General features: G+C 45.6%; 18 protein-coding genes. 11 read left to right on the top strand and 7 right to left on the bottom strand.

What is annotated here, in order from left to right; genetic code table 11:
• Positions 1 to 669 precede the first annotated feature (669 nt).
• The 4 genes from K0625_RS06670 to K0625_RS06655 all read left to right on the top strand — a co-directional run bounded on the left by K0625_RS06670 (position 670) and on the right by K0625_RS06655 (position 9,409).
• The gene (locus tag K0625_RS06670) at positions 670 to 3,828 is read left to right on the top strand and encodes an HD domain-containing phosphohydrolase (RefSeq protein ID WP_220108960.1); all 3,159 of its coding nucleotides are present in this window, start codon (positions 670 to 672) and stop codon (positions 3,826 to 3,828) included.
• A 217-nt stretch (positions 3,829 to 4,045) separates the two neighbouring features.
• On the top strand, positions 4,046 to 7,267 hold the full coding sequence (locus K0625_RS06665; protein ID WP_220108959.1) for an HD domain-containing phosphohydrolase: 3,222 nt from the start codon (positions 4,046 to 4,048) through the stop codon (positions 7,265 to 7,267).
• A 190-nt stretch (positions 7,268 to 7,457) separates the two neighbouring features.
• Positions 7,458 to 8,624 carry a BamA/TamA family outer membrane protein gene (locus tag K0625_RS06660; RefSeq protein WP_220108958.1) on the top strand — a complete coding sequence of 389 codons (1,167 nt, stop codon included), beginning with the start codon at positions 7,458 to 7,460 and terminating at the stop codon, positions 8,622 to 8,624.
• Between the two features lie 2 nt (positions 8,625 to 8,626).
• Positions 8,627 to 9,409 (top strand): hypothetical protein, encoded by a 783-nt coding sequence (locus tag K0625_RS06655; protein ID WP_220108957.1) that lies wholly within the window; start codon positions 8,627 to 8,629, stop codon positions 9,407 to 9,409.
• A gap of 310 nt (positions 9,410 to 9,719) precedes the next feature.
• On the opposite strand, the gene accC is transcribed toward K0625_RS06655, so the two are convergent.
• From accC to aroQ, 3 genes are all read right to left on the bottom strand, one after another.
• On the bottom strand, positions 9,720 to 11,075 hold the full coding sequence (accC, locus tag K0625_RS06650) for an acetyl-CoA carboxylase biotin carboxylase subunit (protein ID WP_220108956.1): 1,356 nt from the start codon (positions 11,073 to 11,075) through the stop codon (positions 9,720 to 9,722).
• 63 nt (positions 11,076 to 11,138) lie between these two features.
• Positions 11,139 to 11,603 (bottom strand): acetyl-CoA carboxylase biotin carboxyl carrier protein, encoded by a 465-nt coding sequence (gene accB / locus K0625_RS06645; RefSeq protein ID WP_220108955.1) that lies wholly within the window; start codon positions 11,601 to 11,603, stop codon positions 11,139 to 11,141.
• Positions 11,604 to 11,648: 45 nt separating this feature from the next.
• The gene (aroQ, locus tag K0625_RS06640; protein WP_012323190.1) at positions 11,649 to 12,098 is read right to left on the bottom strand and encodes a type II 3-dehydroquinate dehydratase; all 450 of its coding nucleotides are present in this window, start codon (positions 12,096 to 12,098) and stop codon (positions 11,649 to 11,651) included.
• Between the two features lie 356 nt (positions 12,099 to 12,454).
• Here aroQ and K0625_RS06635 point away from each other — a divergent pair, with 356 nt between their 5' ends.
• Positions 12,455 to 13,660: a lanthionine synthetase C family protein gene (locus K0625_RS06635; protein ID WP_220108954.1), complete on the top strand. Its 1,206-nt coding sequence runs from the start codon at positions 12,455 to 12,457 to the stop codon at positions 13,658 to 13,660.
• Between the two features lie 570 nt (positions 13,661 to 14,230).
• Here the strand turns inward: K0625_RS06635 and K0625_RS06630 are convergent.
• The 4 genes from K0625_RS06630 to arfB form a co-directional block, all read right to left on the bottom strand.
• The gene (locus K0625_RS06630) at positions 14,231 to 15,097 is read right to left on the bottom strand and encodes an ankyrin repeat domain-containing protein (RefSeq protein WP_220108953.1); all 867 of its coding nucleotides are present in this window, start codon (positions 15,095 to 15,097) and stop codon (positions 14,231 to 14,233) included.
• 101 nt (positions 15,098 to 15,198) lie between these two features.
• Positions 15,199 to 15,429, bottom strand: coding sequence for a hypothetical protein (locus K0625_RS06625; protein ID WP_220108952.1), 231 nt, complete (start codon positions 15,427 to 15,429; stop codon positions 15,199 to 15,201).
• Positions 15,430 to 15,464: 35 nt separating this feature from the next.
• Positions 15,465 to 16,043, bottom strand: a complete 579-nt coding sequence (locus K0625_RS06620) for a hypothetical protein (RefSeq protein ID WP_220108951.1) — start codon at positions 16,041 to 16,043, stop codon at positions 15,465 to 15,467.
• Between the two features lie 901 nt (positions 16,044 to 16,944).
• Positions 16,945 to 17,358, bottom strand: coding sequence for an alternative ribosome rescue aminoacyl-tRNA hydrolase ArfB (gene arfB, locus K0625_RS06615; RefSeq protein ID WP_064792377.1), 414 nt, complete (start codon positions 17,356 to 17,358; stop codon positions 16,945 to 16,947).
• Positions 17,359 to 17,475: 117 nt separating this feature from the next.
• Here arfB and K0625_RS06610 point away from each other — a divergent pair, with 117 nt between their 5' ends.
• From K0625_RS06610 to K0625_RS06585, 6 genes are all read left to right on the top strand, one after another.
• Entirely contained in the window at positions 17,476 to 17,841 is a 366-nt protein-coding gene (locus K0625_RS06610) for a SpoIIAA family protein (RefSeq protein ID WP_220108950.1), read from the top strand.
• A gap of 205 nt (positions 17,842 to 18,046) precedes the next feature.
• Positions 18,047 to 18,193: a DUF3012 domain-containing protein gene (locus K0625_RS06605; protein ID WP_220108986.1), complete on the top strand. Its 147-nt coding sequence runs from the start codon at positions 18,047 to 18,049 to the stop codon at positions 18,191 to 18,193.
• 212 nt (positions 18,194 to 18,405) lie between these two features.
• Positions 18,406 to 18,834, top strand: a complete 429-nt coding sequence (locus tag K0625_RS06600; RefSeq protein ID WP_438944492.1) for a hypothetical protein — start codon at positions 18,406 to 18,408, stop codon at positions 18,832 to 18,834.
• Between the two features lie 165 nt (positions 18,835 to 18,999).
• Positions 19,000 to 20,349, top strand: a complete 1,350-nt coding sequence (locus K0625_RS06595; protein ID WP_220108948.1) for a TolC family protein — start codon at positions 19,000 to 19,002, stop codon at positions 20,347 to 20,349.
• Positions 20,350 to 20,365: 16 nt separating this feature from the next.
• Entirely contained in the window at positions 20,366 to 21,667 is a 1,302-nt protein-coding gene (locus tag K0625_RS06590) for an efflux RND transporter periplasmic adaptor subunit (protein ID WP_220108947.1), read from the top strand.
• Between the two features lie 67 nt (positions 21,668 to 21,734).
• Positions 21,735 to 24,965 carry an efflux RND transporter permease subunit gene (locus K0625_RS06585; protein WP_220108946.1) on the top strand — a complete coding sequence of 1,077 codons (3,231 nt, stop codon included), beginning with the start codon at positions 21,735 to 21,737 and terminating at the stop codon, positions 24,963 to 24,965.
• The last annotated feature ends 26 nt before the right edge of the window (positions 24,966 to 24,991 follow it).

The following is a 24,991-nucleotide window of genomic DNA, read 5'->3' as shown; positions in this document are numbered from 1 at the left end:
TCTCATCGTAGAGCTGGGACTAATGAAGGTCTCAATAGACTCTGAATACATTAGCGCAAACCAACTCCTGTTATCTTGCTTTATTATTTGCAATAACGGGGCGTACCATACATTCTGTCCAAAAATGCGCTATAACCAATAACCTCAATCGAAGAGACAAACAATCTGGTGTGAACGCGGCTGTGACCTTCGGTTTCAGGGATGAAACCGTAGAGCGTATAGGGACATATTCACAGCGTGTCGCAGAAGTGTTTCCACATTCAGCGAGCCGCAGGCTATAGATTAGATATGAAGTCATGGTTGATCATAAGCCAACCAAAGACCCAATGAACCCAACCAAAAAGATATTTGTAACTTGTTATCCTACAAGCCAGTTAACTGGTTGGAGAGGGTAGAAACCCATCATTCAACCATAGAAATAGTAGAAAATAGCGTAATTTAGGTAGTTGTTTAGCTCTATTTTACAATCAAAATGCTCTGGTTAGATTTTTATCTTATAACTACCTGTGTAGGTCTTTACAATTCCCTTTAAACTACATCTACATAGGTATTAATCACCTATTTTATGTGTGGGTTTAGTTATTTGGTCTGCCTTTTAATTCGTTGACTCAAATTGTTTTTTTTATAGACTGGTCGGTCTGCAAGGAGTGGTTATCATAGGGAGATAGGATGTTTTCTGTAGAGGGATACGAGCATAAACGGGTCTCCATACGGTTTACTGTCGTGAGTATTTTTATCTTTGCGACGGTATTAACCGCCGTGATAGCCATAAGTCTGCAGTACTATTTTAGTCAGTCTATGGCAACTGACTCTGCCTTAAAACATTATGATCTTAATGCCGATCATACTAGCAAGTACCTTTCTCAAGTCGACACACAAGCTGTCAACATCACCAAGTTGCTCTCAGGTTCAGACTTGTTGATCGAAGCCGAACACTTTAATGAAAAGTCGTTACACACTTTTGCTGAGCTGATGAGGATTAACCCACTCTACTTTTCGATTAACTTAGCCCTGCCAAATGGCGACTTCTACCAGTTGGTCAACCTCAACGCTTACCCTACTATTCGGGATCAATTACTGGCAACGCCCGATGATCGATGGGTACTGCTGTTGGTAGCTGGAGTGGGGGATGAAAGAAGCAGAAAAGTCAGTTATCTTGATGATAAATTTAATGAAAGAGTTAAAAGGGAGGAGCTGACTGACTTTGATCCAAGGCAGAGGCCTTGGTATATTTATGCTGGTAGGGATAGGGTCTCCAGAACTCAGCCCTACTTGTTTGATTTTAGCCAGTTCGCTGGTCAAACCTACTCCATAGCACTGGCTGACTCTGAGGCTGTTCTGGCTGTGGATATTACCCTCTCTACGCTGTCCAAATATTTAAACGTGATTGGCCGAAGTACCAGTGGAGGCTTTGAAAGTGAGGTCTACCTGTATCAGCCTAGCGGTGAGTTAATCGCCTCTAATCGGCAGCAATCGACTCAGGTGGAGATACCTAAATCATTACCACTTGTGCTCACTCAAGCTCAGCACTCCCTTATTGAGAGTTTACCTGTGCTCAGAGTCTCAAATGAGACCGATTGGCCTCCGATAGATTTTGCTATTTCGGGTCAGCCCTTAGGCTATGGTGTTGATATTATGGAGCTGATTGCTCAGATGACTGGATTAAAGTTCACCTATGTCAATGGTTTTAGCTGGCAAGGGTTACTCAGTGCCTATAAAACGGGGAAAATAGAGTTATTACAGTCAATAATAAAGACTAAAAATAATAGTGAGTTAGGTAACTTTAGTGAACCATTTTTAACTTTGCCCTATACCTTAGCAAGTTTAGAGGGGGCACCTAAGGTAAGTGCGCTCGCAGCCCTTAAAGGTGAGAGGGTAGCGGTGTCGACAGGCTGGTCGATCATTCCATTTATTCAGAGTCATTTTCCAAGCATCGAGTTAGTCGAGTATCCATCGAGCTATGAGTCTCTGCTCGCAGTTAAGCGTGGTGAAGTGATGGGGGCACTGGATATCGGGGTTAATCTGCATTATACGGCACGAAGGTTTTTTATTCAGGGTCTTAGCTTTCATGATGAACTCTCTTTTTCTCCTCAGAAGGGGCCCGATGGACTGACTATTCTGGCAAAAGATAAGCGATTAATTGAAATCATTAACCTCGCTTTAGCCAATATCACTAAAGAGCAGAAAAAGGCCTTGAGGTTGAAGTGGATAGGTAGGAGTTCTCCACGTCAGCCAATGAAAACCATGGGGGTGGTTCCCTATCAAGATTTGATAGAGATAGGCGCTCAGAGTGAACTACATCAAACACTGCAGAAACGACTTATTAATGGCGTCGAGCAGTTTGTCTATGTGACCTCTTTTGCTGAGGGGCTCTTGCTATTTGCTATTGTGATCCCTAGTGAGGCGATATTGGCCTCAAGTACAGATAAGGTGCTGACCTCTATATTGATAACGGCTGTTTGCATGTTGATGGTTCTGCCCATCTCTTGGCTGTTTTCAAACCCTATTATCAAGCCAATCAATCTCTTGTGTCGTGAAAATGTCAAAGTAAAACATAGGCGTTATAACTCAATCAGCAAGGTGGAGACACATATCAAAGAGCTCGATGAACTTGCCGATTCTATGCTTGAGATGGCATCAGCAATTCAAGCTTATGAAGAGTCTCAAAAAGCCTTGATGGAAGCGATTATTCGGTTAATTGCTCAAGCGATCGATGATAAATCTCCCTACACGGCGGGGCACTGTAATCGTGTTCCTGAACTCGGTTTGATGCTAGCAACAGCAGTGCATAAAGCGCAGAGTGGCCCCTTTAAAGGGTTTAGTTTTAAAAATGAAGATGAGTATCGAGAGTTTAGATTAGCCGCTTGGTTACATGATTGTGGCAAGATCACCACGCCAGAGCATATTGTCGATAAGGGCACTAAGCTTGAGGCCAACTATAACCGTATTCATGAGATCCGCATGCGATTTGAGGTGCTATGGCGAGATGCTGAGATTAAGTATCTCAAGTTATTAGCCCAGTCTCCCGAGAGTGAAGAAGCCCTGCTTGATCAGTTGAAAGCACAGCATGAACAACTAAAGCAAGATTTTGAATTTATTGCTAACGCCAATATTGGTGGGGAGTTTATGGAGGGCGCTGATATCGAACGGTTAACTCAGTTGGCTGAGATAAGCTGGCTTAGATACTTTGATGACAGGCTAGGTTTATCTCCTGTAGAGGAGGGGCATTTAGGGGAGGCTCCGTCTTCGCTGCCTGCTACTGAACAGCTGTTAAATGATAAAGCTGAGCATCTTATTGCTCGTATATTACCCGTTAGTTTTGATCCGAAATTGGGAATTAATATTCAGGTGCCTGAGCTGCAATATAACCGAGGGGAGCTCTATAACCTCTCTATCTCTAAGGGCACATTAACTGTGGAGGATAGGTATAAGATCAATGAGCATGTGATCACCACTATCAAGATGTTGGAGAGCCTACCATTTCCTCCTGAGCTGGCGCGAGTGCCCCGGTATGCATCGACTCACCATGAAACCTTAATTGGAACTGGCTACCCTAGAAAGCTCACCGGTGATGAGCTCTCTGTTCCTGAACGTATTTTGGTGATTGCGGATATATTTGAGGCATTAACCGCAGGCGATAGACCTTATAAAAAGGCGAAATCCGTCAGTGTCGCCGTGGATATTCTCCATAAGATGGCGTTAGAGCAGCATCTAGACATTGAACTGTTTAAGCTCTTTCTCTCCTCTGGGATCTATCTTGAGTATGCCAATAAGTTTCTTGACCCGTCTCAAATTGACGATGTGGATATCAGTCGATACTTGGATTAAGTGTCACTGGTAGTGAAAACGTAAAGCATGGGTTTTTGATTATTTTTAAGAGGATAGTTTCATTAATCCGCTATTTATTGGCGTATTATGTTGTCTTGATTGGTTGTTTATATCGTTATGATTTTATTGAATATTAACTCCGTCACTCTTTGTTGACTTGTTACCTACCTGTTATAAGATGCATGTTTCAGGGATTGAATCATAGAGCAGGGATACTATGGGTGTTGCAGCCAAGGTCAACAATAAGCGTTTTACCATTCGTTTCACTGTGGTGGGGATCTTTATTTTAGCCACTATTGTGACAGCCGCTATTGCCATAGGTTTGCAGTATTACTTTAGTAACACTATGGCCACAGACTCCGCCGTTAAGCTCTATAATCTCACGGCTAAAAACACCAGTAGTTACCTCACCCAAGTAGACAATCGAGCAACGAATACAACACAGTTACTCTCAAATTTTGATGATCTTGTGACCGATGGAGCTTTTAACCCCGAAGCGCAGCAAGCTTTTGCTGAAGTGATGCGAACTAACTCTTTGTTTTATGCCATCTACATCGGCATGCCCAATGGCGATTTTTATGAGCTAATTAACCTAGATGCCCATCCAATAATCAGGACGCAGCTCAATGCATCTCATTTAGATCGTTGGGTGATCATCACAATAAGTGGTGAAGGGGAGCTGCGTCAACGAGAGCAATCCTATCTCGATGAGCAGTTTAACTTGCGTGTGACGCATACAGAGCCCAGCGAATACGATGCGAGTGTCAGGCCTTGGTTTGTTGATGCTAATACCGAGTCTGTTTCAAAAACAGAACCTTATCTATTTCAGCACCTGCAATCGCCGGGTCAAACCTACTCCATCAAATTGGCTGAATCTGGTGCTGTGCTCGCCTTAGATATCGCATTATCGACTCTGTCAGATTTTCTGGTTATGCAGAGCGAGGGGGGAGCGGAAGCCGGTATCAATGAGAAGATCTACCTCTACAAAGAGAGTGGTGAACTGGTTGCATCAAACCAGATAGAGAAACGTGGCGTTGAGATCCCTACCTCCAGAGAGCTAAAGCTGAACAGTCAGCAGAGGGAGCTGGTTGCGGCAACTCAACCTCTTTTAGTCTCCAATGAAACCGATTGGGCGCCCATCGATTTTGCCATCTCTGGCATGCCCCAAGGGTATAGTATCGATCTGCTTAATCTGATCTCAGAGATGACAGGGCTTCGCCTGCGTTATATCAATGGCTTTAGTTGGAGCGAGTTAACGCAAAACTATAAAGCTCATGAGTTAGATATGTTGCACTCAGTGCTTAAAACCGATGAGACCCGTTTACTCGGTGAGTTTAGTGAACCTTTTCTTGAGCTGCCTTTTGCACTTGTCACTCAACCCGGTATCGCGCCAATTACTCATATTGAACAGTTAAATGGTAAGCAGTTGGCGATACCCGTTGGCTGGTCCATTATCGAGGTTATTAGGCAAAACTACCCCCAGATAGAGATTGTTGAGATGGCTTCGACCTATGCAATATTGCGCGCGGTTGAAGAGGGAGAGGTGTTTGCTGCGCTCGATAGCAGCATTATATTGCACTACACCGCGAATCAATTTTTTGTTGAAGCTATTCAGTATCATGAACAGCTGGATTTCTCTCCTGTAGAGGTCGATACCGGGTTACATATTGTGATGCCGACTCAAGAGCAGGCTGTGATTGAGGTGATTAATTTGGCACTTGCCAACATTACACCTGAGCAAACCCTAGCATTAAGGGCTAAATGGTTTGGAGAGGGAGATAAGGAGACCTTATCGACACAGGGAACCGTTCCTTTTGAGGCATTGATTGAGCTGGCAGGTTCGCCAAATGAGCAGAAAAGATTAATTCAGCGTGAGCTTAATGGGGTTGAAGAGTTTATCTATGTGACACCCATTGGTGGTCGCTCTTCTGGAGAGCAGGAGTATTTAGCGATAGTTGTGCCTACACAGCAGCTATTAGCAGCAAGCGTCGAAAAAGTGTTGCAGTCTATATTCCTCACAAGTATCTGTTTGTTGTTGATCTTGCCTGTTTCTTGGTTATTTTCATCGCCTATTATTCGCCCCATTAAGTTATTAGCTCTTGAAAATGAGAAGATAAAAAATCGTCAATATGATGAAGTGCGTAATGTCGACTCCAATATCTCTGAGCTCGACGAGCTAGCGACCTCCATGGTTGAGATGTCTGTCTCGATTAAGCAGCATGAGGAGAATCAGAAGGCCTTAATGGAGTCATTTATCAAACTAATAGCCCAAGCTATTGATGATAAATCTCCCTATACAGCAGGGCACTGTAACCGTGTACCTGAGCTTGGCTTGATGTTAGCGGACGCTGCGCAGAGATCTGAGCTGGCACCCTTTAAGGATTTTAAGTTTAATTCAGAAGATGAGCATAGAGAGTTCAGAATTGCAGCTTGGTTACATGACTGTGGCAAGATCACAACACCTGAATATATTGTCGATAAGGGGACTAAGCTTGAGGCGGTTTATAACCGTATTCATGAGGTCAGGATGCGCTTTGAAGTGCTGTGGCGCGACGCTGAGATTGATTACCTTAAGCGAGTATCTTCTGAAACGACCTCCTCTAAACATAGCCCGAACGAGCTTCTACTTGCAGAGCTGGCCCATAAACGAGAGCAGTTAATTGAGGACTTTGAGTTCATCGCTAACGCCAATGTTGGCGGGGAGTTTATGGGCCAAGAGGCAAAAGATCGTCTAGCTCAGCTTGCTAATATCACTTGGGAGCGCCATTTTGACGATAGACTCGGTCTCTCGCCTGTCGAAGAGCTTAATCTTAGTGCCCAAGAGGCAGAAATAAGTTACCCAGTGACTGAGTCGCTATTAAGTGACAGGGCCGAACATATTATCAAGCGAATCAATAAAGTGGAGTTCGATCCTAAGTTTGGTATCAAGATGGCGATCCCAGAGCACCAATATAACTTAGGTGAGCTTTATAACCTCTCTATCTCTAGAGGCACTTTGACCGCTGAAGATAGGTTTAAGATTAATGAGCATGTGACCAGCACCATTAAGATGCTGGAAAACCTTCCATTCCCACCTGAGCTTGCCCGTGTGCCACGCTATGCTTCGACCCATCATGAAACCTTAAAAGGGACAGGCTATCCACGAAAGCTAAGCGCCGATGATCTCTCAATACCTGAGCGTATCTTAGTCGTTGCCGATATCTTCGAGGCTCTGACCGCCGCCGATAGACCCTATAAAAAGGCTAAGCCCCTTAGTGTTGCTATCGATATTTTGCATAAGATGGCACTGGATGAACACTTAGATATGGATATTTTTAAGCTGTTTCTCTCAAGTGGGATCTATCTCGAGTACGCTCATAAATTCCTTGATATCAAACAGATTAATGAAGTTGATCTGGCCAAGTATTTAAATCAAGAACCGATGAAAAAGAGTGCGTGAATAGGAGCTCGCCCATTAGGGCCGAATGCTTAGGCTTATTGTGAGGGGGAGTCGCTGCTAGAGAGATTGGCACAAAACAAATTAATTGTTCAGGATTAATCTCGTGTTAAAATGCGCCCGGCGAGTCATATGACCGCCAGATAGGCCGCTTAGTGTCTCCCTTAATTCCCCATCATTGATTAGAGTCTTTATGAAACGGATTTTACTGTTAACCTTGTTTGCTTTTTCTAATGCGGCATTTGCCGTCGAACCTCTGTTTGAAACACCAAAAGATATGGAGCCAACTTGGGTGGACGATATCTTGTCTGTCTTTGGTGCAGATGGTGAGTTTGATGAGAGCAAAGCCATCGATATGAGCTATCTTCCAACAGCTTATTACACGCCGGAGAAGAAGTTTGGCGTTGGCCTTTTGATGGTTGGCCTATATAAAACCGATGGTGCTTCGGCACAGGAGCAGCCCTCATCTTTGGTGCTGAACTCCTTTGTTTCGATGAACAACTCCTACGGCGTTGAAGTTGAAAATATGACCTTTTTTAATGGCGGTAAGCAAAGATTATTGTTGGAGCTAGAGCTGCACAATGAAGCGTCAGTTTATTATGGACAAGGAATAGAGCAAGGTCACTTAGACAGTAACCATCATGAGTTTGAGGAGCAGTTATACAGCTTTAAACCTCGTTGGATGACCGAAGTTGCCGATAACTACTTTGTCGGTGTGGGTGCCAATTTTGTCTACGCCAGCGCAGACAAGTTTCAGTTAGCTGAGACAGAAGTACCTGTTGATTCTAGCGCTATTTTGCCCGATAACGTCAGCTCAGGCGTTGTAGTGACCAGTATCTATGACTCGCGAGATTATCGTTTAAATGCCACCAAAGGTTGGCTATTTCAAATAGATGCGGGCTTATATCAAAACAGTGAGTACGCTTCGTTTTCGACCTATGATCTTGAGTTGGCCAATTACATCGATTTGAGCTCTACCTCCATATTGAGCTCAGCACCTGGATTGATTGCATGGCAGTTACAGGGGCACTTTACAGATGGCGATGTGCCTTGGAACATGCTACCTGATTTAGGCGGCTCTAACGCCATGCGTGGTTATATTAAGGGGCGCTACCGTGACGAGCAGATGATGATGGGGCAAGTTGAGTATCGCTTACCTATATTCCAGCGTTATGGCATGGTTTTCTGGGGCGCCGCTGGGAGCGTAGCACCTAAGATAGGCGATCTGACCGATGAGCTATTAACCTCCTACGGAACAGGTTTCCGCTTTAAGATCAAAGATAATATCAATCTGCGCCTTGATGTGGGCGTGGGTGAAAATGAGACTAACTTCTACCTGAATGTGAACGAAGTCTTTTAATTATGGGTCATGCCATTGGAGCTATCACTTTGCTGCTGCCAAGCTTGATATTGGCCTCAGCTTTAGTTGGTGTCAGCAACAGAACTTTTGCCAATGATGAACTGGCAAAGCCGTTAGATTTGCCATTGCAAGCCTGTAGCCGTAGTTCACACTATGCTATCTATTTGAGTGGTATTCATACTGGTACCATGAGCAGAACTGAAACTTGGCAGGGAAAAACGGCCGTTGTTACCTCAAAGAGTGAAGCCAGTATTCTAGGGATCGGCACTCAATATCAGCAGCGAGCTGAACTCTCCTGGTCAGATAACACCCATGAATGGCTTACCGACAACTTTCATCAGAAGGTGACAGGATTTCGTTCTCGGGATATGCGGGTGAGCTTTGAAAATGCTGGTCGTGAGTCTCGCGTGGATATTGATGGTGATGTCGATACCTACAGTTCAGACAGCATTCCTCTGCGAGATGTAGATACCTTAGCGATTCAAATTCGTGAATATCTGCTGCAAGGGCGAAAGCAGTTCGCTTTAATTAGACAAGCGTCAGATGCAATAGAGCCTTACCAGCTCTATGTGCAAGAGCAGCTGAGTGAAAATATCCCGCCTTGGGGAGAGTTAAGCTTAATACCCGTTGAGCAAACTGGTGCTGAGGATGTTACCTACTACTTCGCCCCAGCTCTGGACTATCAACTAGTCAAAGCCCGATACCACGGCTTTATACTCCATGGTTTGATAGAGCTTGATAACTACACTTCAACTTGTGAGCCAAATATAGTTCAGTGGCCTTGATGCTTTTTAATAAGCTTTAAAGCTGGATTCTGAAACCAGTTTAGAATGACGGATAAATAGTTAGTAGGTTAGGCTTTAGCCCATCAATAACTTATATCGATATGCAAACCTGACGGCATCAATGCCGACCTACAATAGGATAAGGCTTGATCGTATATTCTTCTCTGCTTGACCCGTAACGGTCGTAGGCCATTCCGTATCTTTAGCCGCTTGTGGTATTCGCTTTTATATCAGCGAAGCTATCAGCTGTGAGTTTACGAACGCACTCTCAGGCATGCAGTGCCGTTCTCGCAGGGCGAAGCCCGTTCTATTACTTCCTTAAAACCTGCTCTTCTAAGTAGTGTATCGACTGTCCGCCCTCTCTAAAGCCTCTGTCTTTTAGGATCTGTTGGAGCAGAGCTTTGTTTGTCGATATCCCTTCGATAGTTAACTCATCCAGTGCAGTTTGCATACGGGCGATAGCTTGATCTCGTGTCGCGCCCCAGGTTATTAACTTGCCTATCATAGAGTCATAGTAGGGGGGGACCGTGTAACCAGCATAGAGGTGAGAGTCCCAACGCACACCTATGCCGCCGGGGGCGTGAAAGCCTGTGACAGTTCCGGGTGAGGGGATGAAAGTGTGGGAGTCTTCAGCATTAATGCGGCACTCTATGCTGTGACCGTTAAGTTGAATATCTTGCTGTTTAATGGTGAGCGGTCTGCCCGATGCTATCTCAAGTTGGGCATGAATCAGATCTATGCCTGTTATCATCTCAGTGATGGGGTGCTCAACCTGAATGCGGGTATTCATCTCGATAAAGTAAAACTCACCGGCCTCGTAGAGAAACTCGAAGGTACCAGCACCGCGATAGCCTATCTCGATACATGCATTGGCGCAGAGCCTACCTATTGTGCTGCGTGTGGCGCTATCAATCTCTAATGCTGGCGCCTCTTCCAAGACTTTTTGATGTCGACGCTGCATTGAGCAGTCTCGCTCTCCTAGATGTATGGCGTTGCCTTGGCCATCTGAGAGGACTTGTATCTCGATATGGCGTGGATGTTGAAGATACTTCTCCATATAGAGATCGCCGTTAGCAAAGGCAGCCTTAGCCTCAGCTTGAGTCAGTTCAATCGCCTGAATAAGTTCATCGCTATGGTGGACGACTCGCATCCCTTTTCCACCACCGCCAGCGGTCGCCTTGACGATAACCGGGTAGCCTATTTTCTCTGCAATCTCTTGATTAAGCTTATTATCTTGAGTCAGTACGCCATCGGATCCCGGCACTGTTGGCACACCCACTTTTTTCATTGCGCTAATCGCTGAGACCTTGTCCCCCATCTGCCGTATCACATCGGCATTAGGGCCGATAAAGGTGAAGCCACTGCGTTCAACCTGCTCGGCAAAATCTGCATTTTCAGATAAAAATCCATAGCCAGGGTGGATAGCATCGGCCTTGGCTTGAGCGGCTGCGGAGATTATCGCCGGTATATTGAGGTAACTGGCAATAGGGGCGGGTTTACCGATACAGATGGTGTTACTCGCATGTTTAAGATGAAGCAGGTCTCTGTCGGCAGTGGAGTGCACTGCAACGGTTTCAATCCCTAGTTGCGAGCAGGCGCGCTGAACTCTTAGGGCTATCTCACCACGGTTGGCAATCAATACACGTTTCAGAGGCACTGGCTTCATCGGTTTTATCTTCTTTGTTATCTATTAATGAAAGGTGGTTAGCTTTCGAAACTCGAAACGCCTCTATTCATCCTCAATAATAATTAAGGCTTGATCGAACTCCACGCCATCACCACTCTCAACTAAGATTTTGCTGACGATGCCCGAGCGTACGGCCTCTATCTGGTTCATCATCTTCATCGCTTCGATAATGCAGATAGGGTCGCCCTGCTCAACCCTTTGGCCTACTTTACACAAAGGTTCAGCCTCTGGTGCCGGAGAGAGGTAAAAGGTACCGACCATAGGCGAGATCACTGTATTTTTTTCATCGAAGTCGGTGACCTCATCGCTGTCACTAGCATCATCTTGCTTGTTATCGACTTGAGGTGAGTTGGCGGCTGTGTGGAGCTGCTGAGTGGTTTGAGAAGCGCTTGTTTGATCTCTGTGCTGGCAGATCCTGACCGATTCCTCCCCTTCGGTGACCTCAAGTTCGGCGATCCCTGACTCCTGCACTAACTCGATCAACTTCTTAATTTTTCTAATGTCCATAATGGTTCCGATTTATCACAGATGAAAATACTGACGGGCTATGAGCTAAGCCGATGGACCCTGCAAACGATTAATGGCTGACTTGAGGGCAAACTGATAGCCATCGGCGCCTAAACCACAGATAACGCCGACGGCCTTATCAGAGAAGTAGGAGTGGTGACGGAAAGGTTCACGGGCATGAACATTAGATAGGTGAACCTCAATAAAAGGGATCGCGACCCCTAGAATAGCATCTCTAATAGCGACGCTAGTGTGGGTAAATGCAGCAGGGTTGATGATGATAAAATTGGCATCTGTGCTGTGAATTGCATCAATAAGTTCATGCTCTGCATTGGATTGAATATGTTCGAGTTCAACATCGGCACTGTTTGCCGTATTTTTCATATTCTGCACGATACTGTCTAAGGTGTGATGACCATAATGGCCGGGCTCACGACGCCCTAACAGGTTCAAGTTGGGACCATTGACCAGTAGAATCTTAGCTTTGGCGCTCATATCAAAATCCTTTGAGAATACAGGTGAATCGTGCATTTATGCACTGATAAGAATAATAGTCTGATTTCACCAGAAGTTGACGAAGATGTCGACATTTGACTGCTTTTTCGACGAAAATAGCAGGAGCTTCGCCCTGCTATAATGGCACTTCGTGCCTAATTCGTGCTTATGAATAGGTTCGAAAGCTCACTACTAGATTACTTTTCTGTGAGCAACAGCTTCAAGAGAAGGAGATGTTTTGATAGTGCTGTAGAGTGTTGATAACTTACTAGGTACGCATTAAGTTATACATTAATAATCGCTGGCCCATTTTTCTGAAGCAGAACCAATTAAACAAGTCCAATTGGCTTAAATCTATGTTATTTGACCCCTCGCGTCACGAGCCCCTGACGAATCGTTTATGGGATAAGGCTATTGTAGAAGCTGAGATATTATCAATTATTGATGATATTGAGGGCTCACTCTTGCCCGAGTCTTGCTGGCCTACACACCCGCTTGATGCGGAAAGTTATCCTAAGGTTGGTCCAAAATGGTCTGCATATGCAGGGGCTGCAGGAACCATTCATGCCTTACAAATATTGGGGCGCTACGGATATAAAGTCAGTGATCTGTCTGTTTTATTAGAAACCGTTTACCAATCTTTTTTGAAAAGCCCAGATGTTTCAGTCGAACCTGGATTACAAATTGGTGAACTTGGGATATTAATGCCCGCCATGTTAGCTCAACCTAACAATGAAGAGTTATCAAGACGGGTAATACGTTGCATGGAAGCGACGTTAGCGCTTCCTCTGTACGAGATCACTTCAGGGCAAAGCGGCATGATGCATGGGGCGCTGGCGCTATATCGTAAAACGGGTAAAAACCATTGGAAAGAGTTATACGTAAAAGGTGCCAAGGCGTTATTGGATAATTGGAAGTTAGATACTGATACCGGAGAGTGGCTTTGGGAAAGCCAAGTGTTCGGTCCAAAGCGTCACTATTATGGTGCCTGTCACGGATTAACTGGTAATGCCAATATATTGCTACAAGGTGCTGATTTACTGTCAGATGACCCTAGAGCCATGATCCTGAAACGTACTATCTCTACACTGAATACCTCAGTTGAGCAAGATGGTAATTTAGCGAACTGGAAACTCTGCACTAAGCCAAATATTGACAAACTGCTGGTGCAATGGTGTCACGGAGCGGCAGGAATAGTTACCGCGATGGCTAGGACACAACAAGATGATTCCCAAGACTCCAAACTACTGGATCGTTTACTACAAGAAACAGGTGGACTTGTTTGGCAAGCTGGCCCTTTGGTAAAAGGGGCTAATATTTGCCACGGGACATCAGGTAATGGTTACGCTTTGTTATATCTATACCGCAGGACAGGTGATTCAGTGTGGCTTGAGAGAGCAAGACTATTCGCCATGCACGCTATTGAACAGTGCCAAAAAGCGCGTCTGGCTTATGGACAAGGCCGGTATACTTTATGGACTGGTGATGCAGGCTTTGCGATATATCTGTACCACTGCCTTCACCCTAAAGAAGCAGCAATACCAGGGTTAGATCTGTTCTAATGCTCTGAGTTTTTGTTTGTTGCTACTCTCCGTGGCCCTCCGTGTTCTCTGTGGTGAATTGCTTTTGTCTTGGTGCTCGGGATTGCTAGGACGGCACTTCGTGCCTACGAGGACGTTCGCAGGCTCACTGTTAGGCCGCTTCGCTGCTAGAAAAGCTGAGATGAACTTACGGACAACTTTTTGAGTACAAAACGCGCTGCTTACGGAATAACCTATGGCTACGGGAATGCTTCGCTTACAACAAAAGCAAAATTGAGCATGCGCTATTGCCGTCATCCCGGGCTTGTTCCGGGATCCATTCTTTCTTGTAAAAGCACGAAGACATTCTCACCACAGAGCGCTGCGCTTCACAGAGATCACGGAGTTAAAGATGGAGACAAACGTCTACAGAACGCGCTGCTTACGGAATATCCTGTGGCTACGGGAACGCTTCGCTTACAACAAAAGCAAAAATTGAGCATGTGCTATAGCCGTCATCCCGGGCTTGTTCCGGGATCCATTCTTTCTTATAAAAAAACAAAGATATTCTCACCACAGAGCGCCGCGCTACACGGAGGTAAAGCTGGAGGTTTAATGTGGCTCTAGTTCTGGAATTGATGAAATTAAACCTTGATAACGCTTTGTTTCAAAAATCTTATTTGCTTTTATGATTTGATAATGGGATGAGGAAATAGGTACACCATTTTTAACTAGAAACTTCACAATACCAATTTGTTTTCCAGTTTCAAAGAAGTCTTTTAGAGCTGACTCTAAAGTATCACGGCCTTTCACTTTAGAGTCTATTTTTACTCCATTACTCAATAAGTACTTAAATATCGAAGGTTTAACCTGAGTGCTAACAGCGACATTAAAAGCGTTACCTGTTATAGAGCTTGCATAATGGAGATCTAAACCGTAGTTTTCTAACACTCTAATTTTATCCAGCTGACCCGAAGCAACTAATATATGGATTGAACTTGGGGGTAATTCAGCTCCACGGTTGAGTAGTTCTAAAATAACATCTAGTGGTGCATTTTGAAGTAATGCTTGCAAGATAAGAACTTCAAGTGCCTCAGGTGCAGTTTCTTGAATGATATCAGTAATATTTAATAGAGCGTCCCAATCTTTTGCTACCAGCACTTCAAATGCTTTCTCACCTACTTCAATGCCTTGCTGAATTTCTGGATCATCACTGGTACCAGCAGCAATATCTTTACGTACTTTTTTATGTAGCTCTGTTTGTATATCTATATTGTTTTGGGAAAAGGCTATAATTTTACTTTGTTTAGACTGAAGCTGGATATCTTGAGGTTTAAATTCGGGCAGTGAAGATACTGTCGTTTTTTCTATGTTAGGAAGATCTTTACTGTTTTCGTTTGTACTGCTGAATGTAGTAACTAAGGGCAGTAATACAACTATAATAATGGCAACTATTATGCCTAGCTTAATTAATTTCATTTATTACCTGCAATTCTATCTATTCTATCCTATTTGAGTTAAATAAGTTCCAGCCGCGAATAGAAAATATCTATTCGCGGTCAAATATCTTTTATACAGCTTTACTTATTTTCATCGTGTTTGACAAAAGGGTTTTTCCATCCATTTTCATCAGTAAAAAATCCTAGAGTAATTGAAGCTATCAAACATAAAATATTCATCCATTGTGTGGGTAACTGCGATATTATTCCCATGTAATACATTGCAAAGTACGGCAAGACTGCGGACATATAGATAACGAAACTTCTAAGCCCTTGATTCTTTGGTAACGTCATAAAAATTGATTTTAACATTTTTCATTCCTCTAAAAATATCATATAAGCTATGTTCAATCACACTTTGCTTTGGCTGCTTCGGCTGCTGTATCACAAGCGGATAATGCATCATCCCAAGCCAGTCCATTGATTATTTCACATACAGCAATAGATCCTGGATTAACGAAGCCAGTACACAATAGAGCAGTGTTTGCTGCTAGTGCATTAGCAACATTTCGACAAACGCGCTTATTATCTGTTGCTGCGATTTCACATCGTTCTTGAGCATCGATACCATTGTCTGTATCCGGTTCTTCCTCTTCTCGCTCGAGGCCTTCCTCAGCGTCTTTCAGCTCTTCAAGCCACTCTTCCAATTCATATTCGTCCCAATTAAGTTTTTGTCCAACAACTTGGTATCGATCTATCTCTTGATCCCATTCATCGAGATAATCATTGTAGTCTTCCTCCCAGTCATCATAGTCTTCCTCCCAGTCATCATCTTCATCATCCCAATCATTTGAGCCAGCATAAGCTGAGTGTATGCCGATAGATACCGAATATGTTGTAGTATTTGAACTTGATTTATATATTTCATCTACGGATAAGGAGCTAATAAGTAAGAGGGTAAAGGCAACCCCTATTTTTTTAATCATGACAGAATCCTTTAGTCAATTATTAAATGGTATTGTGTGCCGTTACTATTTTTATACATAGTATAAGGTCACAGCCTCGAACCTACTCCTCCGTGCTTCTTGGTATCAACTGCTTTATTGTCCTTTTTTGCTCTTTTATATCTCTATTTTATATCTATTTGTATATTTTGTTCGTTACTTGATGGGTTTTTGAGTGTTATATTCTTTTCTTTGTGTTTCTGGGTAAGCATCATAATCAATTAGCTCAAATCGAAGATATGAACTCAAGTGTAGATGCAGCTGTGGGCTTCGGTTTCAGGGACGAAACCGTAGAGCGTATAGGGATATATTTATAGCGTTCCACAGAAGTAGCTACATGTGAGCCTGCTGCAAGCAATAAATACAATCGAAGCTATGGCTTTCTAGATACCATCAAACACCAAATCACTCCAATGAACCCAACCAAAAAGATACTTGAAACTTGCTATCGGGCAAGTCAGTAAACTTCTGTCCAAAGATGAGCTTGTAACGTCTGAGGGATAAGTTCGAAGAGATGAATAATCTGATGTAGATGCTGCTGTGGGCTTCGGTTTCAGGGCGAAGTTTCACCCTGTGAAACTCTTTGAGCGCGAGGTAAGGATACTGAGCTGGCCGTTTAACAGGGAAGTTATTGGAAACCACAGAGCGTATAGGGATATATTTATAGCGTTCCACAGAAGTAGCTACACATCAGGTCGCTCTTTGGCATCCTGCCACTGCGACATTGGTGCATCCCTGCACGGCACCTGCTGCAAGCAATAAATACAATTGAAGCTATGGTTTCCTAAATACCATCAAACATCAAGCCAACCCAATGAACTCAACCAAAAAGATACTTGAAACTTGCTATCGGGCAAGTAGAACACCTGTGATGAGACAAATGTCAAAAGTCTTTGTTTTGACGCAGCGCCTTGGTGGCCCCTTTCTGCTTTTTAGCATCTACTCGCCTGCGTTGGCTGCCCTTGGTGGGTTTGGTCGCTACCCGTCTTTTCTGCACTATGGCCACACTGGCAACCAGTTCAATAAACTGTTCCAAGGCGGTTTGGCGATTAAAGTCTTGGCTGCGGCTGGCTTGGCACTTGATGATGATTTTGCCGCTCTTGGTGATGCGATGGTCGGCTTTTTTTAACAGCGCCTGTTTATAAAAATCTGGTAGGGAGGAGGCGTTGATGTCGAAGATTATCTGGGCGGCGGTAGACACCTTATTTAGGTGTTGACCGCCAGCGCCACTTGAGCGGATAAATTGCCATTCAATCTCATTTTCTTGAAGGGAGACACTATTTGAAATTTTAATCATGGCAAACTACTTTAGCTTCGGGGAAGGCTATCTTACCAAAACTAAAATGGATTTATTCATGTTTACTATTTTTGCTATGCTGCCCCCAATTAGACTGATCTGTTCGGAGTATTTTCTATGTTGTGTAAAATCCCAGATATTGCAGAAGGCGTGATAAGCCTTTTTGCCAGTGGGCGTTTGTCGAGTTCAGACTATCAAGAGAAACTTAAACCCTTGATTGAGCAGAGTCGTGGTGAGACGGGAAAGGTTTTTCTCTATGTCGAGGCCGATGTACTACTTGAGGGATGGGATGCAAATTCACTGACTGGCAGTGGTGAAGTGCGTTTAGATAACTTCGACGCTTTAGTGCTTGTTGGTGGCCCTGATTGGTTTGGTAACGCTGTACGTTTGATGGGGCCTTTTATGCAAAGTGAGGTGGCTTGGTATCCGCTTGAGGCGAAAGTTGAGGCGGTAGCTTGGATGACTGAACGCTTAGAAAAGTAGAATGGTCTATTTTATCTAGGTTAGATAGTTTATTCTATTTGTTTACTAAAGCGGCGCCGGATCACATCATGTCCTAGTGGCTAGCCGTTTATTTATAAGAAAAGTTATTCGCTAAGGAAATGCGAATAACACCAATACTTAAGGAAATGTCATGTCTTTATCTACCAAGTTAACTAAAACTGTTTCTGCTACTTTCTCTGTCTTGATGGCGAGTGTGTTTGTTCTCAGCCTAAGTGGTTGTGCGCCTGAAGTGGGCAGCGAGAAGTGGTGTAAGCAGATGAGCGAAAAAGATAAAGGTGATTGGTCAACCAACGAAGCGACAGATTACGCTAAGCACTGTGTATTTAAGTAAATATTGTTTACAGTGTCAGAGATCTTTTGACAAAGTGCACAGAGATCTCGATTTTAGATAGTTGATTCACGGTAGTAGGTAGAAAGGCTTGTTACCGTGGAACTTTTGAATACAATGTCAGTCTGAATAAAAGTAAGTTCCCAAAACGCTATTTATAAAGGTATTTTTTGAAGCACTCTTTTCGTCAATTTACTCACAAGATCGCTCTTATGATGGTCGCTGTTGTGCTACTGCAATTCGCAGGGGCAAACTTAGGCGCGCATCAGTTGCATCTTGGGGATCATGAAGAGGAGAGCGAAAACCACCCACATCTGGAGTTTACCGCCCAGATCACCAGCTTAGCCCAGTGTATCGATTGTACCTGCAGTGTTGAAACTGATGTTCCACTTTCATCTAGCAGCGATGCAAATATTAGCCAGTCTTTCGATCTTCCAGGCGCTAAACATAACCATTTGATCAGTAAAACCGAAACTCAGACCTTCGATCTCTGTTTAGATTGCCAGTGTCACGGTGGTCACGTGACAGCTATGTCTATCACCACTATGGTGCCCTCTATTCCCAAAGGGGATGAACTTGTGGCCAGTGTAGAACAATACCTGCCACCAGAAGCCACGTTAAATTACCGCCCTCCAATCGTATAACCTTAATGAGTTAAAAAGCATTACGGCACAGCATAGATCTATCTGATCTCTGGCTGTACCTCACTTTTTTACCCCCATTTAGCCTTGTGCCTAAACCTTGCTGGAACTTGAATGTTTCGCCTGAGCATTAGTGCATTTTTATGGCCTTTGGGGAAAGGAAATACGATGAAAAAAACTATCATTGCCAGCTTATTGCTTGCCTATATGGCGGGTGGAGCACTGTATGTGCAGGCGGCAACAGCAGACTCAAATTTAGCGGCAGAGGGCTCAAATACTGCACCTATAATGCAGAACTCTCAAACCCCAATAGCTCAAGATGAAGCGGGGGCGGTCTTTAGCGTTTGGCTCCCAGAGCTAATGCAAGATTTTAATGCTCTGCCTGAAGTTTTAGCTCAAGAAGCTAAGCGCAAGCAGGCCAAGCTTATGATCAAGGCTGCCGATCAAGCGGTGTACAACCCTGAGCTTGGTCTTAATTACCAAAATGCCTCAGAAGACACTTACTCTCTGGATATTAGTCAGACCATAGATTGGGGAGATAAGCGTGGCGCCGCAACCCGTAAAGCCCAACTGGAAGCTGAAATTTTGCTATCTGATATTGCCTTAGAGCGGAGTCAGATGCTGGCAAATACTTTACTTGCATTGGTTGAGCAATCACAGGCGAGCAAGGCGTTAGCGTTTCAAAAACAGCAGTTGGCATCGGCTAAGACTCAGCTAAAGATAGCGGTGCAGCAGATGGAGCTAGGCGATCTGTCTGCGGTAGAGCTGCAGCTTATCCAGCTTGATGTTGCCAGCAAGGCGGCAGATTATGCGGTTGCTGAGCAGGCATCTATCACGGCTGATGCGGGTGTGTTGATGTTACTAGGCAGTAGCGATCTGCCTTTTAACGGCTTCTTAAGTGCATTAACAACCTCCCTTGTCTCTAAACAGGTTGATCCGCAACTGCCCGCCTTAAAGAGCGCATACCAGCAGGTGTTACTGGCGAAAGTAGTGGCACAGCAGGTGAAAGCGGATACCTCTGCCGATCCAACTATCAGCTTGAGTGCTGAGCGTGAAGGTGAGGAGAATAAACTAGGGCTGGGCTTATCTATTCCTCTGCAGATCCGTAACAACTACAGCGATACCTTAGCCGTTGCAGGTCAGGAGATCGCTGTCGCTGAGCAGAGTTATCTTGCGCGTGAACGCGTGCTTACTCAGCAACAGAAGAAATTCAATCTAAGTCTGCCAAGACTCACTGAGCGTTATCAGGAGTGGCGCGAGTTAGTGTTCCATTCAGGTCAGGAAGCGGCGTTAGCGTTAGGTCAGCAGTGGAAAGCGGGTGACATCAACACCAGTGATTACCTGCAGAGTCAGCGCCAACTGTCGAGCAGTTTCCTCGCAGGCTTGTCACTGGAGACCGCACTTTACTCGAGCTGGCTCGAGTGGATGGGCGCCAGTGGCCAGCTAGAGAGCTTCCTTAACGCTCAGCTACCAGCAGGTTTAAGTGCGGCTGCTAACACCAGTACGCTTTCTCATTAGATTGGAATTTATCATTATGAAACACAATACAGATTTAAAGATTATTGAAGTTAACGCCATTACCAAGGCGATCGCGAAAGCCATGTTTAGTGCAAAACGTTTTGGGCTATTTATCACCTTAGCGGCGGCTATCTCTATTCCTAACGCGGCATTGGCTGGTGACGGTCATGAGCACACATCCATTGAGAGTGGCTCAGGCGAGCCTCATCTGGAGGAGATTGCTCATCAAAATGAGGAGAGCCATGATCACGATGGAGAGTCAAAAGTAGTGGCCGATGATGGACATGGCCACGGAGCTGGCGAGGCTGAAGAGGAGTCTCACGCTCTAGTGCTCTCTGATGAGCAGCTAGCGCTGGCCAATATTCAGGTTGAGAAGTTAGCCGTTGCCACCTTCAGTTTAGAGGCGGTTGCCACTGCAACCTTAGTGGTCGACCGTGATAAAACCATGACCTTAGCACCGCAGTTGGATGTCAGAGTCGAGCAGCGTCATGTGGTTCCTGGGCAAGAGGTGACACAGGGGCAAGCACTGCTGACATTAGGTGGCGTTGCTGTTGCACAGGCTCAGGCTGATTACATTAATGCCGCTGCTGAGTGGAGCCGAGTTAGCCGTATGAGCAAGAGTGCGGTGAGTGCGAGCCGCCGCCTTCAAGCTCAAGTCGATGCCGAGTTAAAGCGCGCGATTTTAGAAGCGATGAAGATGACCTCAAAGCAGATAGCTCAGCTGGAGTCGAACCCAGGCAACATAGGTAGTTACCAACTGTTAGCGCCGATCAATGGCCGTGTTCAGCAAGACTTAGCCAAGTTAGGACAGATAGTGCCTGCGGGAACAGCTCTAATGCAGCTAACCGATGAGTCTCATTTGTGGGTTGAGGCGCAAGTGACACCAGCTCAGTCTGAAAAGGTGAGTATAGGCAGCGTGGCTTTAGTGCGTGTGGGTGAGAGAAGTTTAGAGGCAAAAGTGATTGGTCGCTCTCATGAGTTGGACAGTGTGACTCGCACCGAGCAGATCTTGGTGAGTTTGGAAAATCCAGGCCATGTGATCCACGCAGGTCAATTTGCAGAACTTTACCTGCCTGATTCTATCGAAACTGGTTTTGTGTTACCGGATGCGGCCTTAACTCGCGGTGGTGATGGGGATTGGCAGGTATTTATTCAAGATGAAGATGGTTTTGAAGCTGTCGAAGTCGATGTGGTTGAGAGCCAACGTGGCATGAATCTGGTTCGTGGATTAGCCGTTGGTAGTCAGGTTGTGGTTTCCGGCGCCTTTTTCTTAGCGTCAGAGCAGGCTAAATCTGGTTTCGATATTCATAACCATTAGTCACAAGCTTGAGTCATTACTCAGGTTTGGACCATCTACATATTCTTGAAAAGAAAGAGGTTCTCTCATGTTACAGAGACTGATTGAGGTTGCGATCCGTAACCGATTACTGGTGGCACTTGGCTTGATCGCCATCGCGGTCGCCAGTGTGGCCATGTTGCCAAAATTAAACCTGGATGCCTTTCCAGATGTGACCAATGTTCAGGTCACAGTGAACACCGAAGCTGAAGGTCTGGCTGCAGAAGAGGTTGAAAAACTCATTAGTTACCCAGTTGAGTCGGCGATGTACGCTCTACCTGCGGTGACTGAGGTTCGCTCACTGTCGCGAACTGGCTTGTCTTTGGTTACCGTTGTGTTCGCCGAAGGCACGGATATCTATTTTGCTCGCCAACAGGTATTTGAGCAGTTGCAGGCGGCGCGGGAGATGATCCCCGATGGGATAGGCGTGCCTGAAATTGGCCCAAACACCTCGGGATTAGGACAGATCTACCAATATATCCTGCGTGCAGCGCCAGATGCAGGTATCGATGCAGCAGAGCTACGTAGTCTTAACGATTACCTTGTTAAGCTCATTATGATGCCTGTGGGTGGGGTGACCGACGTACTCTCCTTTGGTGGCGATGTTCGTCAATACCAAGTGCAGATAGACCCTACTAAGTTGCTCAGTTTTGGCCTCTCTATGGAGCAGGTAACCACAGCCCTTGAGAGTAATAACCGCAATGCAGGTGGCTGGTTTATGGATCAAGGTCAGGAGCAGCTCGTGGTTCGCGGCTATGGTCTTCTGCCTGCTGGTGAGGCTGGATTGCAGGCGATAGCCCAGATCCCATTAACTGAGTTTGCCGGTACGCCAATTCGTGTCAGTGATATTGCAAAAGTTGCCTACGGCAGTGAGATCCGTGTCGGTGCTGTCACCATGACACGCCGCGATGAAGCGGGTAATGCACAGGATTTAGGTGAAGTGGTTGCTGGTGTTATCTTAAAGCGTATGGGCGCGAATACTAAGGCGACTATCGATGATATTAATGCCAGAACGGCGATGGTTGAGCAGGCCCTGCCTGAGGGCGTGACCTTTGAGGTGTTCTACGATCAATCCGATCTGGTGACCCAAGCTGTGACCACAGTACGCGATGCACTCTTGATGGCATTTGTGTTTATCGTGGTCATTCTGGCACTGTTTCTGGTGAATATCCGTGCCACCTTACTGGTACTGCTCTCTATTCCTGTCTCTATCTGTCTTGCCTTGATGGTGATGTCCTACTTCGGCATGTCGGCGAACTTGATGTCATTGGGTGGATTGGCGGTGGCTATCGGTATGTTGGTGGATGGCTCAGTGGTGATGGTGGAGAATATCTTTAAGCATCTGACTCAGCCTGATAGACAGCATTTGAGTGATGCTCAGTGCAGAGCGGATGGAGAGTTAGACCCTCACCATGCCTATGAGGATGGCTCAAGAGCAGGCTTTGAAGATGGTATCGCCATGCGAGTGATGTTGGCGGCGAAAGAGGTATGTAGCCCTATCTTCTTTGCGACGGCGATCATTATCGTAGTGTTCGCGCCTCTGTTTGCGTTAGAGGGGGTAGAGGGTAAGTTGTTCCAGCCGATGGCGGTGAGCATTATTTTAGCCATGTTGTCAGCCCTTGTGGTGGCGCTGGTTGCCGTTCCGGCTCTTGCTGTCTTCCTGTTCAAACGTGGGATCACCTTAAGGAAGAGCCCAGTTCTTAAGCCAATTGAGGCCGGCTATCGCCGCCTGTTAACGGCAACCATGGCAAGACCTAAAACTGTGATTGTCACCGCCGTGGTGATGTTCGGTTTGAGTATGGCGCTCTTGCCACGCTTAGGGACTGAGTTTGTGCCTGAACTTGAGGAGGGCACGATTAACCTACGTGTGACTCTAGCTCCTACCGCCAGTCTTGGGACTTCACTGGATGTTGCGCCTAAGCTTGAGAGGATGCTGCTTGAGTTTCCAGAGGTCGACTATGCACTGAGCCGTATTGGCGCCGCCGAGCTTGGGGGCGATCCTGAGCCTGTGAACAATATTGAGATCTATATCGGTCTTAAACCTGTTGATGAGTGGCGCTCTGCTGAAAGTCGTATTGAGCTACAAAAAATGATGGAGAAGAAACTAAGCGTCTTCCCTGGACTGCTGTTTACCTTCTCTCAACCGATCGCAACCCGAGTGGATGAGTTGCTGTCAGGGGTGAAGGCTCAGCTGGCGATCAAGCTATTTGGTCCCGATCTTGACGTATTATCTGAAAGTGGTGAAAGGCTTACGGCTTTAGTTGCTGGGATCCCCGGTGCTGTGGATGTCTCTTTGGAGCAGGTGAGTGGCGAAGCTCAGCTGGTGGTTCGTCCTAAACGTGAGCTGCTTGCACGCTATGGTATCAGTGTTGATGAGGTGATGAGCCTAGTAAGCCAAGGTATTGGTGGTACCAGCGCTGGGCAAGTGATCGATGGCAATGCCAGATACGATATCAATGTGCGTTTGGCCGAGGAGTACCGTAATGCGCCAGATGCTCTTAGGGATCTGATCTTAAGCGGTGTGAGTGGTGCTAAGGTGCGCTTGGGTGAAGTTGCCAATGTTGAAGTTGAGATGGCACCGCCGAATATTCGCCGCGACGATGTTCAGCGTCGTGTTGTGGTGCAAGCCAACGTATCGGGCCGAGATATGGGCTCTGTAGTGAATGATATCTACGCCATTATTCCACAGGCTGAACTGCCACCTGGATATACGGTTGTGGTGGGGGGGCAATATGAGAATCAGCAGCGTGCTCAGCAAAAGTTAATGCTAGTGGTGCCTGTCTCTATCGGTCTTATTGCGCTACTGCTCTTCTTCTCATTTGGCTCGGTGAAGCAAGTTGGCTTAATTATGGCGAACGTGCCTTTGGCCCTAATTGGTGGTGTGGTCGCCCTGTTTGTCAGTGGCACTTATCTGTCGGTACCAAGTTCAATCGGCTTTATCACCCTATTTGGTGTAGCTGTGCTTAATGGTGTGGTGTTAGTGGACTCAATTAACCAGCGACGTCAGGCTGCACTGAAAGAGAAGCTAGGCTCGAACGCTGGCGAAAGTCTCTATACCAGTGTGTATGAGGGCACGGTAGGGCGTTTGCGTCCGGTATTAATGACGGCCTTGACCTCTGCATTAGGTCTCATTCCTATCTTGGTATCGAGCGGTGTGGGCAGTGAGATCCAGCAGCCTCTTGCTGTGGTGATTATTGGTGGTCTATTTAGTTCGACCGCTTTGACCTTGCTGGTATTACCGACCCTGTATCGCTGGATCTATCGAGGTGAGGAGAAATAGTCTTTAGCTACGAGTTGCGGGCCAAA

It is taken from the genome of Shewanella nanhaiensis (assembly GCF_019457885.1).
GTDB lineage: Bacteria > Pseudomonadota > Gammaproteobacteria > Enterobacterales > Shewanellaceae > Shewanella > Shewanella nanhaiensis.
This window is presented reverse-complemented; position numbering and strand designations above follow the sequence as displayed.